11 protein-coding genes are annotated in these 14,766 nt (G+C 75.0%); 9 read left to right on the forward strand and 2 right to left on the reverse strand.

Going from position 1 to position 14,766, the window contains the following annotated elements; genetic code table 11:
- Window positions 1-154: 154 nt before the first annotated feature.
- From ACFHW0_RS08965 to ACFHW0_RS09000, 8 genes are all read left to right on the forward strand, one after another.
- A complete protein-coding gene (locus ACFHW0_RS08965; protein WP_416606816.1) occupies window positions 155-661 on the forward strand; it encodes a hypothetical protein in 507 nt (168 codons plus the stop codon).
- Window positions 661-2,067: a hypothetical protein gene (locus ACFHW0_RS08970; protein ID WP_416606817.1), complete on the forward strand. Its 1,407-nt coding sequence runs from the start codon at window positions 661-663 to the stop codon at window positions 2,065-2,067. Before ACFHW0_RS08965 ends, ACFHW0_RS08970 begins: the two co-directional genes overlap by 1 nt.
- Entirely contained in the window at window positions 2,064-3,539 is a 1,476-nt protein-coding gene (locus ACFHW0_RS08975) for a VWA domain-containing protein (protein ID WP_416606818.1), read from the forward strand. Before ACFHW0_RS08970 ends, ACFHW0_RS08975 begins: the two co-directional genes overlap by 4 nt.
- A gap of 12 nt (window positions 3,540-3,551) precedes the next feature.
- Complete coding sequence (locus tag ACFHW0_RS08980; protein ID WP_416606819.1) at window positions 3,552-4,664, forward strand: ATP-binding protein; 1,113 nt, start codon at window positions 3,552-3,554, stop codon at window positions 4,662-4,664.
- The gene (locus ACFHW0_RS08985; RefSeq protein ID WP_416606820.1) at window positions 4,661-7,495 is read left to right on the forward strand and encodes a hypothetical protein; all 2,835 of its coding nucleotides are present in this window, start codon (window positions 4,661-4,663) and stop codon (window positions 7,493-7,495) included. The genes ACFHW0_RS08980 and ACFHW0_RS08985 overlap by 4 nt, the downstream gene beginning before the upstream one ends.
- Window positions 7,496-7,593: 98 nt before the next feature.
- Window positions 7,594-7,944: a YciI family protein gene (locus ACFHW0_RS08990; RefSeq protein WP_416606821.1), complete on the forward strand. Its 351-nt coding sequence runs from the start codon at window positions 7,594-7,596 to the stop codon at window positions 7,942-7,944.
- A 2-nt stretch (window positions 7,945-7,946) separates the two neighbouring features.
- Entirely contained in the window at window positions 7,947-9,158 is a 1,212-nt protein-coding gene (locus tag ACFHW0_RS08995) for an RNA polymerase sigma factor (RefSeq protein WP_416606822.1), read from the forward strand.
- A 101-nt stretch (window positions 9,159-9,259) separates the two neighbouring features.
- Window positions 9,260-10,393, forward strand: coding sequence for a carboxylate-amine ligase (locus tag ACFHW0_RS09000; protein ID WP_416606823.1), 1,134 nt, complete (start codon window positions 9,260-9,262; stop codon window positions 10,391-10,393).
- A 71-nt stretch (window positions 10,394-10,464) separates the two neighbouring features.
- Here the strand turns inward: ACFHW0_RS09000 and ACFHW0_RS09005 are convergent, their stop codons facing one another.
- Both ACFHW0_RS09005 and ACFHW0_RS09010 read right to left on the reverse strand, forming a co-directional pair.
- On the reverse strand, window positions 10,465-12,249 hold the full coding sequence (locus ACFHW0_RS09005; protein WP_416606824.1) for an N-acetylglutaminylglutamine amidotransferase: 1,785 nt from the start codon (window positions 12,247-12,249) through the stop codon (window positions 10,465-10,467).
- A gap of 201 nt (window positions 12,250-12,450) precedes the next feature.
- Window positions 12,451-12,876 carry a MarR family winged helix-turn-helix transcriptional regulator gene (locus ACFHW0_RS09010; protein WP_416606825.1) on the reverse strand — a complete coding sequence of 142 codons (426 nt, stop codon included), beginning with the start codon at window positions 12,874-12,876 and terminating at the stop codon, window positions 12,451-12,453.
- Window positions 12,877-12,955: 79 nt separating this feature from the next.
- On the opposite strand from ACFHW0_RS09010, the gene ACFHW0_RS09015 reads away from it, so the two are divergent.
- Entirely contained in the window at window positions 12,956-14,749 is a 1,794-nt protein-coding gene (locus ACFHW0_RS09015) for an ABC transporter ATP-binding protein (protein WP_416607021.1), read from the forward strand.
- Window positions 14,750-14,766: the final 17 nt, after the last annotated feature.

A 14,766-nucleotide genomic window follows, 5' to 3' on the forward strand; every position in this document is an offset into this window, starting at 1 on the left:
GGGCGGGTCCCCGGGCGACCGCAGTCGGCAAACCCGACCGGGGTCGTGTCGTACCCGTGGTCCATGATCCTTGTCGTCACACCGACGCCGGCATCCCTTCCGGCGTCCGGATGGTCATGGGCGGCGCCGGGAGCGGCGGACGGGAGGTCGGACAGTGGCTGACGCGGAACGCACCGCGTGGCGACGGCGCAGCACGGTGCGGGTGGTGCCCCCGGCGTGGCCCCGCAAGCTGGCCAAGGTGCCCTTCGTGGAGCTGGCCGACGGGCGGTTGCAGGGCGTGGTCTCCAGCGGGTCGGACGTCGACCGGGTCTACGTCTCGTCGATCGCCTCCGGCACCCACGCCTACCACTGCAGCACCAACAACAACCGTCCCTGCGGCGGGCTTCGCGGCACGCCGTGCAAGCACCTGCACGCCCTGGCCGACGAGGCACTGCTCCAGTACGGCGCCGACCGGGTCGCCCGCTACCTGCGGGTCGACGTCGGCGCGGGGGCGGACACCGCCCGGGAGCTGCTCGCCGCGCTGGACGGGCGGCACGAGCCGACCCCCGCCGCCGTCGTGTTCAGCCGCTTCCTGCGCCACCTGTCCTACCTGGAACTGCCCGGCAGCACGGTCCCCCTGCCCGAGCTGCACTGGTTCCCGGCCACCGGGGCGGCCCGCTGATGCTCGGCACGCAGCTCGCCGTCCTGCGCGACGGCATCCCGGCCGGCCTGACCGACGCCCTCGACCTGGTCGCCGGCCTCGACGACGCCCTGCTCCGCGGCCTCGCCCGGGTGGGTGAGGCCGACGCCGCCGCGCTGGCCGCCCTGGCCGGCGCGCTGACCACCACCCCGCTCGGCGACCGGCTCGCCGAGGCGGTGGCCAAGGTGACCGCCGGTTCGGTGGCCGAGGAACACCTCCTCGCCCTCGCCGGCGCCCGGTGCGCGCTGCTCGGCGCCGCCCACGACGCGCTGCTCGGGCAGCTCGACACCGCGCTGGGCCGGGCCCGCGCCGCCTGGGCGCCCGGCGCGGTCGAGCCCCCGGGCGCCGGTTCCCCGGCCCGCGCCGCCGCCCGCGCCTGGCTGCACGAGGTGGCCGTGACCGGGTGGGGCGGCCTGGACCACGAGCTGGTGGCCGCGGCGGGGGCGCCGGTCGAGGCCGCCCTGGCCGAGCCCGGCCTGCGCCGGCTGGCGGTGCTGCTCGACGGGCTCGCCGCCGAGCTGCGGGCCTGCCTGCCGGTCGCCACGATGGCGCAGCCGCCGCTGCGGCGCTGGGCCGACCTCTGGGCCCGGGGCGCGCTGCTCGCCCAGGACGGGGCGACGGCGTCCGTCCCGGCCGCCGTCGAGGAGGTCTCCGGGCGGCTGCTCGTGCTCGGCGTCGACGTGCACGAGCACGACACCGCCGTGCAGGCGCAGCTGCACGCGATCCTCGAACCGGCCGACGGCGGGCCGCCCCGGCTGGTCCGCTGCGCGGTCGGCGCGGTCAAGGTGGAGACGATCGTCGGGCCGGCGCTGTGGCGCCTGCTGGACGCCCACCCCGTGCTGCTGGCCGCGCTGGCCGAACGGCGCAGCGTGACCGTCACGGGTCTGCCGCTGCACGGCGCGGACCTGCTCTGGCAGGACGACCGGGTGCGCCCCGGCGAGCCGGCCGACCCGTTCGCCACCGCCCGGGTCCTGCTGCCGACCGCGGTCGCGGCGGCGTCGGCGCCCCTGGAGCGGCACCCCGTCGGGATCGCCGAGCCCGTGCTGGTGGAGGGCTACGCCGTGCGCGACGACGACGGCACGACGACCTTCGAACTGGACGGCGAGTCGATCGCCGTCGCGGTCGACCGGCTGCCCTCATGCGGCCCGCTCACCCCCGAGCTGGTGGCCGCCTCCTCCGCGTGCCTCGGCCTGGTGCGGTGGGACGACGGTCGCTGGCTGCTGCAACCCCTGGCGGTGTTGGCCACCGTCAAACGTCGGCCGGTCGAGGCGCACACCGGCGACTGGGCGGGCGGGGTCACCGACCCGAAGATCGCCAAGGCCGAGGCCAAGGCGGGCGACGCCGTGGCGGTGCTGCGCGAGCGCGCGGGACGGTTGCTGCGCCGATGACCGACTCCCCGAACCCCGCGGACCTCGCCGACGCCAACCGGCGCCAGGTGCTCTACTGGCGGCTGCTGGCCCGGCTCTTCGACCCCGAGGAGCAGCCCGCCCTGGAGTCGGCCAGCATGGCCGTCGTCGACGACCTCGGCCTGCCGGCCGCCCTGCTGGACCCGGCGGTGTCGGTGGACACCGTCGTCCAGCGCTTCCCGGCCGTCGCCGACGAGCTGCGCGGCCTGCTCCGACCGACGCCCGACGCCCCCGACGCCCCCGACGCTCCCGACGCTCCCGACGCCGCGGCGCCCGACGCGCCCGACGCTCCCGCCGCCGCGGCGCCCGACGCCCCCGCCGAGCCCGGTGGCGAGCCCGCCGAGCCCGCGACCGAGCCCGGTGGAGACGGGGCGGCGTCCGCGCCGGGTGCCGCCGAGGTACGCCGCGCCGCGCTGGTGTCGAAGCTGCTGCTCAACGTCTTCGCCACCGGCCACGGGGCGGTCGACGCCGGCCAACTGGCCCGGTGGCAGTCCGACGCCGGCTGGTTCGAGCAGGCGCTCGGGATGGAACCCGGCGGGCTGCGCCGGCAGGGCAACGGCGACGGCCTGGGCAAGGTGCTGGCCGGCATCGAGGGCGACCTGGTCCGCCGCATGCACCTGCGGGAGGTGCTGGCCGACCCGGTGCTGGCCAGCCGGCTGACGCCCAGCATGTCGCTGATCGAGCAGCTGCTGCGCGACAAGTCCAACCTCTCCGGGGTGGCCCTGGCCAACGCCAAGGCGCTCATCCGGCGGTTCGTCGACGAGGTCGCCGAGGTGCTGCGTACCCAGGTCGCGCAGACCAGCGTCGGCGTCGTCGACCGGTCCGTGCCGCCGAAGCGGGTGTACCGCAACCTCGACCTCGACCGCACCATCTGGCAGAACCTGACGAACTGGAGCCCGGAGGACGAGCGCCTCTACGTCGACCGGCTCTACTACCGGCAGACCGCCCGCCGGGTCACGCCGGCCCGGCTGATCGTGGTGGTGGACCAGTCGGGCTCGATGGTCGACTCGATGGTCAACTGCACCATCCTCGCATCGATCTTCGCCGGCCTGCCCAAGGTGGACGTGCACCTGATCGCGTACGACACGCGGGCGCTGGACCTCACGCCGTGGGTGCACGACCCGTTCGAGGTGCTGCTGCGCACCAAGCTGGGCGGCGGCAACGACGGCCCGGTCGCGATGGCGCTGGCCCGCCCCAAGATCGTCGAGCCGAGGAACACGGTCATGGTGTGGATCTCGGACTTCTACGAGTTCGACCGCTCCCAGCCGTTGTTCGACGGCATCGAGGCGGTTCACCGCTCCGGGGTGCGGTTCATCCCGGTCGGCTCGGTCAACAGCTCGGGCCAGCAGAGCGTCAACCCCTGGTTCCGGCAACGCTTCAAGGACCTGGGCACCCCGGTCATCTCCGGCCACATCCGCAAACTCGTCTTCGAGCTCAAGAGCTTCCTCACCTAGGAGAACACCCTCATGTCCGAGATGCTCCGCGCCCCCGCCGAGGTCAAGTACGCCGAGGAACTCGACTTCCTGGAGTCGGTCGACACCGACCCGAAGCCGTTCTCGTGGCGGCTGAGCCCGCGGATGGTCCGACTGTTCATCCTCGGCTCGGAACGGGCCGACGGGCTCGACCGGGAGATCCCGCAGAAGTGGTTCGGCGACCGTACGTTCGTCGAACGCAGCATCGTGACCCTGGCGTCGGACCGGGGCCTGCTGCTGATCGGCGACCCGGGCACCGGCAAGAGCTGGCTGGCCGAGCTGCTGGCCGCCGCCGTCTGCCGCAACTCGACCCTGGTGGTCCAGGGCACCGCCGGCACCACCGAGGACCACATCAAGTACTCGTGGAACGTCTCCATGGTCATCGCCCGGGGTCAGTCCCGCGAGTCCATGATTCCCTCGCCGATCATGACGGCGATGGAGCAGGGCACCGTCGGCCGGTTCGAGGAGCTGACCCGCTCCACCAGCGACGTGCAGGACGCGCTGATCTCGATCCTGTCGGAGAAGTACGTCTCGATCCCGGAGCTGGACCACGACAACATCGTCTTCGCCAAGCCCGGCTTCTCGATCATCGCCACCGCGAACAGCCGGGACCGGGGCGTGAACGATCTCTCCTCCGCGCTCAAGCGGCGGTTCAACTTCGTCCGGATCCCCGTGGTGACGAACAAGCGCAGCGAGGCCGAGATCGTCCGCTTCCGCACCGAGGAGCTGCTGCGCCGCCACCAGATCGAGCTGGACGTGCCGCCCACCCTGCTGGACATCCTGTTGCAGAGCTTCGCCGACCTGCGCGCCGCCGCCACCTCGGCGACCAGCGACGACGAGAAGCTGGAGTCGGCGCTGTCCACCGCCGAGCAGATCGGTGTCCTGGAGGACGCGATCCTGCACAGCCAGTTCTTCGGCGACCGCACCCTGCGCGCCGCGACGCTGGCCGGGTCGCTGGTGGGCTCGCTGGCCCGGCGCAGCCCGGAGGACCTGGCGATCCTCAACAAGTACCTGCACGGGGTGGTCGAGCCCCGGGCCAAGCAGGACGGCGGCGGTTGGGAGGGCTTCCTCGACGGTGGCCGCCAGGCGATCGCCGCCCTGTCGTGACCGCCCCCACCACGGCCGGGCCGTTCGGCGCGCTGCGCGAGCAGCTCACGGCCGCCGCCGGCACCTTCGCCGGCAGCTCGGACGCCGTCGCCGAGATCCTCGCCGGCATGGTCGACGACGTCGACCGCGCCCTCGGCGAGGAACTGGAGATCTTCCCGGTCTGCCACCACTCCCCGGCGTCCGCGCTGGCCATGGTGCGCAGGCTGCGCGCGAAGCAGCCGAAGGTGATCTACCTGGAGCTCTGCGAGGACCTCCAGCCGCTGCTGGGCGAGCTGCGCAACTGCCGCCTGCCGGTGGCCGTGCAGGCCTTCGCCTCGGAGCTGGACGGCTTCCCGGCCGACTGGGGGCCGCTGAGCGTGGTCGCGCCGATCACCGAGGCCAGCGCCGAATACCAGGCCGTCGCGTACGCGCTGGAGACGCCGGGCGTCGAGCTGGTGCTGGTGGACCGCTCCACCGACCACGTCTTCCAGTGGTCGCCGTGCCGTGCCGCCGACGACACCGACGAGGCCCCGGCCGGCGGGGACGTCGAGGCCGCCGCGCCGACGGGGGAGGAGGCCGCCCTGCACGGCGACGCGGTCGGCGTCGAGATCGGCGACCTGCGGCCCCGCTTCGCGGAGCTGGAGGCGTACCTGCTGCACCACGGCAAGGTCCGGCACTGGTCGGAGTGGTGGGACCAGTACGTCGAGCAGCCCCTGGCCGACGCCGACCACGACACCTACCGGCAGGTGATGGTGCTGATCGGCAGCCTGTTCCGGCGGCTGCGCCCGGCCGGTTCGGACCGGCAGGACCGCGACGAGGACCGGGAGCGCTACATGTGGACCCGGATGCGGCAGCACCTCGCCGCCTCCGGGGCCGATCCCGCCGACTGCCTCTACGTCTGCGGCGCGTTCCACGCCGCCAGCCGGGTGGAGCAGTTCGGGCTGCGGGCCGACGTCCCGTTCGAGATCACCCCGCGCACCGGCACCCGGTGGCACTACGGGCTGATCCCGTCCAGCCACTCCGCCATCGAGGCGCAGTTCGGCCTCGCACCCGGCTCGGTGTCGATCGCCGCCGCCACCTGGACCAAGGCGGTCGCCCGCACCGGGCTCAGCCCGTTCCGGCTGGAGGGCCAGCGCGGCGGCCGGACCCGCGCCGGTGGCCGCCGCCGCGCCGCCCCGGCCCCCGCGCCGGCCGCCCCGGTCGCCGACCGGCTCTCCGGATACCTGGCGCAGCCGCCGACGACGCAGGGCCTGGACGAGGCGGAGCTGCGCGGCTGGTGCGTCGACATCGTCCGGCTGGCCCGGCGCAACGGCTACCTGGCCAGCACCGCCGACGCGATCGCCGTCTTCGAGACCTCGATCCTCCTCGCCGGCCTGCGCAACCGCGCCCGCCCCACGCCGTACGACTTCGCCGACGCGGCGGTCACCTGCATCGAGAAGGACGTCGTCCCCGGCCGTCGGGACGTCCGCCGGCTCTGCGAGATCCTGTTCGGCGGCGACCGGGTCGGCCAGGTGGGCTACGAGGCCCTTCCGCCGCTCGCCCGCGACGTCCACGACCGGCTCGCCCCGCTCGGCCTGGACCTGGAGAAACGCACGATCCAGCGGGCCCTGGTGGACCTGCGGGCCAACCCCGAGCTGGTGCCCTGCTCGGACCTGCTGTGGCGGCTGCGGCACCTGCTGCCCCGCGACGCGGTCCGGCCCATCATGGGCGAGCGCCGGTTGGGGCACCGCTCGATTCAGGAGAGCTGGGACCTGGCCCTCGGCCGCAGCCAGCGGGCGCTGATCGAGCTGGGCTACGAGGGGGTGACCGTCGAGCAGGTGCTGGAGCAGCGCCTGCGCCGCGCCGTGCGGGGCCCGGAGGCGACGGCCTCGGTCGCGCTGGAGGCCGTCGAGGACGCCATCCGGCTGCTCGACAGCCCGCGCCTGGTCGACGAGCTCGGCGCCCGGGCGGTGGAGCTGCTCGCCGCCGAACGCACCGTCGACGACGCCCCCGAGGTGCTGCGCCGGATCCGGCGGCTGCTGGCCCACCATCGCGCCACCGGGCCGCTGCCGGCCTGGTGCGAGGCGTTCGTGACCACCGGGTACGCGCACTACTGCACCCTGCTGCCCACCGCGTTCCTCGACGAGGAGAGCGGGGTGCGGCAGGTCGGCGCCATGCTGGGCTTCCTGTTCGGCATGGAGAGCCTGGCGCTCTCCCTGGGCTGCGACCGGTCCCAGCTCGAACTCGCCGTCGCGCAGTCCCACCCGGAGGCGCCGGCCAAGGTGGCGCTGCTCTGGGCCGCCCGACACCAGTTGGGCCTGCTGCCCCTGGCCGAGTTGCGCGAGCGGTGCGCCGCGCTGCTCGCCAACCCGCTGGTGGTGCCCGCCTTCCCGCAGTACCTCAGCGGCTTCGTGCAGGCCCTGGAGCCGGTGCCGGGGCTCGCCCCGTTCGTCGTGGAGGTGATGTCGTCCGCGTTCGCCCGGCTGCCCGACCCGGTCCTGCTGCCCTGGCTGCCCGCGCTGATCACCACCCTGCGCGAGCACGGTGCGGAGCTGGTGCCGCTGCTGGTGCGGGAGGCGGGGCGTACGTTCCCCGGCTCGCTGGCCGCGCTGGACGCCTGGGTGCCGCCGTGGTCGGCCTCGGCGTCGCCGCCGACCCCCGTGGCCCCCGCCGTCGGGTCCGGTCCGGTGGCCGCCCTGCTGGCGGCCAACCCGCAGAGCGTGGACGCCGTCGCGGCGCTGCTCGGCTGCGACGGCGGCTGGCGCGAGGTGGACGCAAGCACCACCGTTCCCGCCGGGCTGTCCGCGCTGCTGGCCGCGCATCCGGAGAGCGTCGACGCCGTGGCCGGCCTGCTGGCGGTGGCCCCGCGCTGACCGACGGATCTCCGGCGGGTTGTCGATCCGGGCCCGCTCCGTTCGTGTGGAGGATGAGAGGCCGGCGGCGCCGCCGGCTGCCGACGCGAGGAGGGGCCATGAAGCAGTACCTGCTCAGCATCCACCAGCCCGACGGTGACGGGCTGCCGGACCCGGAGTTCCTGGCCGGGGTGATGCGCGAGCTGGGCGCCATCCGGGAGGAGCTGGAGGCGTCCGGCTGCTGGGTGTTCGGCCAGGGGCTGCACGCGCCCCACACGGCGACCGTGCTGCGGCCGTCCGGCGGCGAGGTGCTGGTCACCGACGGGCCGTTCGTCGAGGGCAAGGAACACCTCGGCGGCATCACCATCCTCCGGGCGCCCGACCTCGACGCCGCGCTGGCGTGGGGCCGCCGGTACGCGCTGGCCACCACCCTGCCGATCGAGGTGCGCCCCTTCCAGGGCGAGGACTGACCGTGCCCGACGTGGAGGCGGTGTTCCGCGCGGAGTACGGCCGCGCGGTCGCCGTCCTGGTCCGCCTCCTCGGCGACATCGACCTCGCCGAGGAGGCGGTGCAGGAGGCGTTCACGGTGGCGGTGGCGCGGTGGCCCGAGACCGGTCCGCCGCCCAGCCCGGCCGGCTGGATCATCACCACCGCCCGGAACCGGGCCGTCGACCGGCTGCGGCGGGAGGCCTCCCGCGCCGACCGGCACGCCCAGGCCGCCCTGCTGCACGTCCGCGACGTACCGGCCGAGGAGGGACCCGTGCGCGACGACCGGCTCCGCCTGATCTTCACCTGCTGTCATCCGGCGCTCGGCCCCGCGGCCCGGGTCGCGCTGACCCTGCGGCTGCTGGGCGGGCTGGGCACCGCCGAGATCGCCCGGGCGTTCCTGGTGCCGGAGGCGACCATGGCCCAGCGCGTCGTCCGGGCCAAGGCCAAGATCCGCGACGCCGGGATCCCGTACCGGGTGCCCGGCGACGCCGACCTGCCGGAACGACTCCCCGCCGTGCTGGCCGTGCTCTACCTGATCTTCACCGAGGGGCACACCGCCAGCTCCGGCGACCGGCTGGTCCGCGACGACCTGTGCGCCGAGGCGATCCGGCTGGGCCGGCTGCTGGTGCGGCTGATGCCGGACGAGCCGGAGGCGCTGGGGCTGCTGGCGCTGATGCTGCTCACCGAGGCGCGCCGCCCCGCCCGCACCACGGCCGACGGCGCGCTGGTGCCGCTGCCCGAGCAGGACCGCCGCCGGTGGGACGCCGGGCTCGTCGGCGAGGGGCAGGCCCTGGTCCGCCGCTGCCTGCGCCGCGACCTGCCGGGGCCGTACCAGATCCAGGCCGCGATCGCCGCCGTGCACAGCGACGCGCCCGACGCCGCCGGCACCGACTGGGCGCAGATCCTCCAGCTGTACGACCAGCTCACCGCGTACGCCCCGGGGCCGGTGGTGGCGCTGAACCGGGCCGTCGCGCTCGCCGAGGTGGCCGGGCCGGCAGCGGGGCTGGCCGCCGTCGAGGGGCTCGACCTGGCCGGGTACCACGTGTTCCACGCCGTCCGGGCGGACCTGCTGCGGCGGCTCGGCCGGGCGGGGGAGGCGGCGCAGGCGTACCGGACCGCCGCCGAGCGGACGGACAACGCGGCCGAACGCGCCTTCCTGGACCGCCGGGCGGCCTCGGTGCTGACGGGCGGGTGACGCCCTCGTCCCGCGCGTTTGCCCGCGCGGCGGGCCGGGAACCCGGGTCGTCCGGCAGCGCGGCGCCCGGCGCGCCGCCCGACGAACGGACGCGAGCGCCCATGACGTACCGTCCGGCACCTGCCACCGCTTCCGACCGGAGCACGCTGACGCTCGGGGTCGAGGAGGAGTACCTCCTGCTCGACCCGCGGACCGGGGAGAGCCTGCCGGTCGCCGACCGGGTGCTCACCGCCCTGTCCGGCAGCGCGCGGGACCAGAGCCGGCAGGAGTTCCGGCACAGCATGGTGGAGATGGTCACGCCGGTCACCGCCGACCTGGCCGAGCTGCGCGCGCACCTGGTGGCGCTGCGCCGCTCCGCCGGCGACGCGGCCGAGGCCGCCGGGGCCCGGCTCGTCGCGGTCGGCGCCACGCCCGTGCACGAGCCGCACCGGACGGTGCCGGACAAACCGCGCTACCACGCCATGTCCCGGCGGTTCGGGCCGGTGGCGCACGACCCGGCCGTCTGCGGCTGTCACGTGCACGTCGGGATGCCCGACCGCGAGCTGGCCATCCAGGTCTGCAACCACCTGCGCCCGTGGCTGCCGGTGGTGCAGGCGGTCACCGCCAACTCGCCGCTGCACGACGGACGCGACACCGGCCACGCCAGCTGGCGCTCCATGCAGCTGGAACGCTGGCCCAGCATCGGGCCGACCCCGCACTTCGAGTCGGTCGCCGACTACGACGCGACGGTGACGGAGCTGATCAACGCCGGGATCATGCTCGACGCCGCGATGGTCTACTGGTACGCGCGCCCGTCGGCCGCGTACCCCACCGTGGAGGTGCGGGTGGGCGACGTCTGCCCGGCCGTGGACGACGCCGTGCTGGTCGCCGGGCTGGTCCGCGCGCTCGTCGCGACGCTGGCCGACGACGTCCGCGCCGGGCTTCCCGCCCGACGGATCCGGGACTGCCTGGTCTCGGCCGCGCACTGGCGGGCCGCGCACGACGGGCTGGAGGGCGATCTCATCGACCTGCGCGCCGGCGTCGCCCGTCCCGCCTGGGACCTGGTCGGCGAGCTCGTCGACTCGGTCGCGCCGGCCCTGGCCCGGCACGGCGACCTGGACTACGTACGCGACCAGCTGGTCCGGCTGCGCCGCGACGGCAACGGCGCCACCCGGCAGCGCCGCGTCATGGCCCGCACCGGCGACGACGTGCGCGCCGTCCTGGAGCACCTGGCCGCCGAGACCCGCGCCGCCTGACCCGCGCCGTCTCACTCGTGCCGCCTGACCCGCGCCGGGCAGGACGCCCGGCTGCGCCCCGCCGCGCCCGGTCAGCGGATGTCGTGGGACTGGAGCCAGAGTTCCAGCAGGCCGAGCTGCCACAGCTTGTTGCTGCCGGCGGCGGCCTGCGCCCGGTCCGGCTCGGCGAGCAGCTCGTCGACGTACTCGCGGCGGAACAGGCCGCGCTCGCGGGCGGCGGGCGCGGCGAGGGCCTCGGTGACGAGCTGCCGTACCGGCCCGTCGACGTTGCGCAGCGCCGGCACCGGGAAGTAGCCCTTCGGCCGGTCGATCACCTCGGCGGGCAGCACCTGGCGGGCCACCTCCTTGAGTACGCCCTTGCCGCCGTCGGCCACCTTGTGCTCGGGCGGGCAGGCCGCCGCCAGGGCGACCAGGTCCTGGTCCAGGAACGGGGTGCGCACCTCCAGCCCCCACGCCATGCTCATGCTGTCCACCCGCTTGACCGGGTCGTCGGGGAGCATCAGGTGGGTGTCCAGGCGCAGCACCGCGTCCAGCGCCGTCTCCGCGCCCGGGGCGGCCAGGTCCGCCGCGAGCAGTTCGCGGCTGGCGTCGCGGTCGCAGGCGTACGCCGGGTCGAGCACCCGGCTCAGTTCGGTGTGGTCCCGGTCGAAGAACGCGTCGGCGAAGGCCGCGGCCGCGGCGTCGCGGGGCGCCCGCGCGAGGGGCTGGTGGTAGCCGTAGCCGGCGAAGACCTCGTCGGCGCCCTGGCCGGACTGGGCCACCTTGACGTGCCGGGCGACCTGCTCCGAGAGCAGGTGGAAGGCGACCACGTCGTGGCTGCCCATCGGCTCGGTCATCGCGTGGACGGTGCGGCGTACCGCCGGGACCAGGTCGTCGTCGGCGAGCCGGATGCGGTGGTGGTCGGTGCCGAAGGCGCGGGCGACCAGGTCGGAGTAGTGGAACTCGTCGCCGGTCTCGCCGCCCCGGCTCTCGAAGCCGATGCTGAACGTCTGGAGGTGCTGCTGTCCCGCCTCGGCCAGCAGCGCCACGATCATGCTGGAGTCCAGGCCGCCGGAGAGCAGCACGCCGACGGGCACGTCGGCGACGAGCCGCCGGCGTACGGCTTCGCGCAGCGCCTCCCCGACGGCGGCCCGCCAGTCCCCGGCGTCCATGCCGGCGTGGACGGGGTCCCGGGCGTAGTCGGGCCGCCAGTACACGTGCTGGCGGCTGCGTCCGTCGGCCTCGACGACGCGCACGGTGGCCGGGGGGAGCTTGCGGATGCCGCGCAGGACGGTGCGGGGCGCCGGCACGATGGAGTGCCAGGACAGGTAGTGGTGCAGCGCCACCGGGTCGATCGTGGTGTCCACGTCGCCGGCGCGCAGCAGCGCCGGCAGCGTGGAGGCGAACCGCAGCCGGCCGGGTGACTCGGCGAGGTAGAGCGGCTTGATGCCGAGCCGGTCGCGGGCCAGCACGAGCCGGCGTCGCCGGCGGTCCACCAGCACGACGGCGAACATGCCGACCAGGTGGTCGACGAAGTGCTCGCCCCACTGCGCGTACGCGACCAGGACGACCTCGGTGTCGCTGGTGGAGTGGAACGTGTGCCCGGCGTCCCGCAGCTCCTGGCGCAGCTGCGGGTAGTTGTAGACGCAGCCGTTGAAGACCAGCGCCAGCCCCAGGTCGTCGCGGACCATCGGCTGGGAGCCGGCCTCGGTGAGATCGATGACGGTGAGCCGGCGGTGCCCGAGGGTCACCCAGCCGTCGTTGAAGAGGCCCTCGCCGTCGGGGCCCCGGGACCGCATCGCCTCGGTCATCCGGATCACCGCGTCGGCGTCCGGCGTCGATCCGTCGAACCTCGCCTCGCCGCTGATGCCGCACATCGTCAGCGGTCACCGGGCTTGCCGGGCATCCGACCCACCGTGGTCTCTCCTGTCGGGCGTCGCAGGTGTGCCGGGCCGCCCGCTCGCGGAGGCCCGGTCCCGTCGGCAGGACGGGTGGCTGGGCTACCCGCCGCGGGGAGCGGCAAACCCCGGCGGTGCCCGGTCACGGGCGTCGGTGGGCGCCGGGCGGTGGGCGGCCGGTCAGTCGCGCAGCGTACGCAGGATGCGGGCGAGCTGGTCCCGGTCGGCGGGCGCCAGGCGGCCGAACAGCTCCTCGGCGGCGGCCCGGCGGGCGGCGTGGATGGCGGCGCCGGCGCGCGTGCCCTCCTCGGTCGGCGTGACCAGGGTGGCGCGCCGGTCCGCCGGATCGGGCCGGCGCCGCACGAGCCCGCGCGCCTCGAGGTCGTCCACGACCTCGGTGGCGGAGCGCGGGGCGATGCGCAGGTGCTCGGCGAGGGCGCTGAGCCGCATCGCGCCGTGCCGGAGCAGCACGCCGAGTGCCCGGGACTGGCCGGGCGTCACGTCCCAGGGCGCGAGCGCCTCGCCGGTGCGGTGGCGCAGCCGCCGGGTCACCGCCCGGAACGCCTCGGCCAGGCCGTCCTCGCTGCTGTCGGTGTCTGCCGTCACGCGGAATACGGTAGCAGCGAAAGCTGTTGCTCCCTCATGTTGAGGTAACCTCAGCATATCCGACGTGAGGAAGTATCCCTTGGAACCCGTCCCCTCCGGCCGCGACCGCGGCCCCCGCAAGGTCAGCGCCGCCGAGAAGGCGCAGGCCCGCCAGGTGTCCCTGCGACGCATCGGCGCCCTGTTCGCCCGGCACCGGGCGGCGCTCGGCACCGTCACCGCGATCATCGTGGTCTCCTCGGTGCTCGCCATGGCCTCGCCCTTCCTGCTGCGCGCCGTGATCGACCGGGCCCTGCCGGAGCGCGACCTGGCCCTGCTCGTCGCGCTGGTCGCCGGCATGGTCGCCGTCGCCGCCGTGACCTCGGTGCTCGGCGTGGCGCAGACCTGGATCTCCACCCGGGTCGGCCAGCAGGTCATGCACCGGCTGCGCACCGACGTCTTCACCCACCTGCAACGGCAGTCGCTGTCGTTCTTCACCCGCACCCGCACCGGCGAGGTGCAGTCCCGCATCACCAACGACATCGGCGGCATGCAGAGCGTGGTCACCTCGACCGCCACCTCGATCGCGGCCAACCTGACCACCGTGGTCGCCACGGCGGCCGCGATGGTCGCGCTCTCCTGGCGGCTCTCCCTGGTCTCCCTCGTCGTGCTGCCGCCGGCCGTCTGGCTGACCCGCCGGGTCGCCCAGCTGCGCCGCGAGATCACCGCCGAGCGCCAGCGCGAACTCGCCGACCTGAACGTCACCGTCGAGGAGGGGCTGTCGGTCAGCGGCGTGCACCTGGCCAAGACCCTCGGCACCGGCCCCGCCCTGGCCGCGCGCTTCGCCGCCTCGTCGGACCGCCTGGTCGACCTGGAACTGCGCTCCGAACTCGCCGGCCGCTGGCGGATGGCCACCATGAGCGTCGTCTTCGCCGCCATCCCGGCGGTCATCTACCTCAGCGCCGGCCTGCCCGGCGCCGCCGGCACGCTCAGCATCGGCACCCTGGTCGCCTTCACCGCGTTGCAGGGCGGGCTGTTCCGCCCGTTGATGGGCCTGCTCAACGTGGGCGTCTCGGTGACCGCCTCGCTGGCGCTGTTCGCCCGGATCTTCGAGTACCTGGACCTGCCGATCGAGGTGGACGACCCCGCCGAGCCGGTCGACGTCGACCCGCGCCGGATCCGGGGCGAGCTGCGCCTGACCGACGTCACCTTCCGCTACCCCGGCAGCGACACCTCCGCCGTCGCCGGGATCACCCTCGACGTGCCGGCCGGCACCGTCCTGGCCCTGGTCGGCGAGACCGGCTCCGGCAAGAGCACCCTGGCCGCGCTGGTCAGCCGGCTGCACGACCCGACGAGCGGCCGGATCACCGTCGACGGCGTCGACCTGCGCGACCTGCGCCTGGCCGACCTCGCCGCGATCGTCGGCGTGGTCAGCCAGGAGACGTACCTGCTGCACACCACCGTGCGGGAGAACCTGCGCTACGCCCGCCCGGACGCCACCGACGCCGAGATCTTGGCCGCCGCCCGGGCCGCCCAGATCCACGACCTGATCGCCGGGCTGCCCGACGGGTACGACACCGTCGTCGGCTCGCGGGGCCACCGCTTCTCCGGCGGCGAGAAGCAGCGCCTCGCGATCGCCCGTACGCTGCTGCGCAACCCGCGCATCCTCATCCTCGACGAGGCCACGAGCGCGCTGGACACCGAGACCGAGCGCGCCGTGCAGCGGGCGTTCGACGAGGTGGCCCGGGGGCGCACCACCATCACCATCGCGCACCGGCTCTCCACGGTGCGTGACGCGGACCGGATCGCCGTGCTCGACCACGGCCGGATCGTCGAGTCCGGCAGCCACGACAGCCTGGTGGAGCGCGCCGGCCGCTACGCCACCCTCGCCGCCTGACGGGCCGGCATCCGTTC

The organism is Micromonospora sp. LOL_025, assembly GCF_048060285.1.
Classification (GTDB): domain Bacteria; phylum Actinomycetota; class Actinomycetes; order Mycobacteriales; family Micromonosporaceae; genus Micromonospora.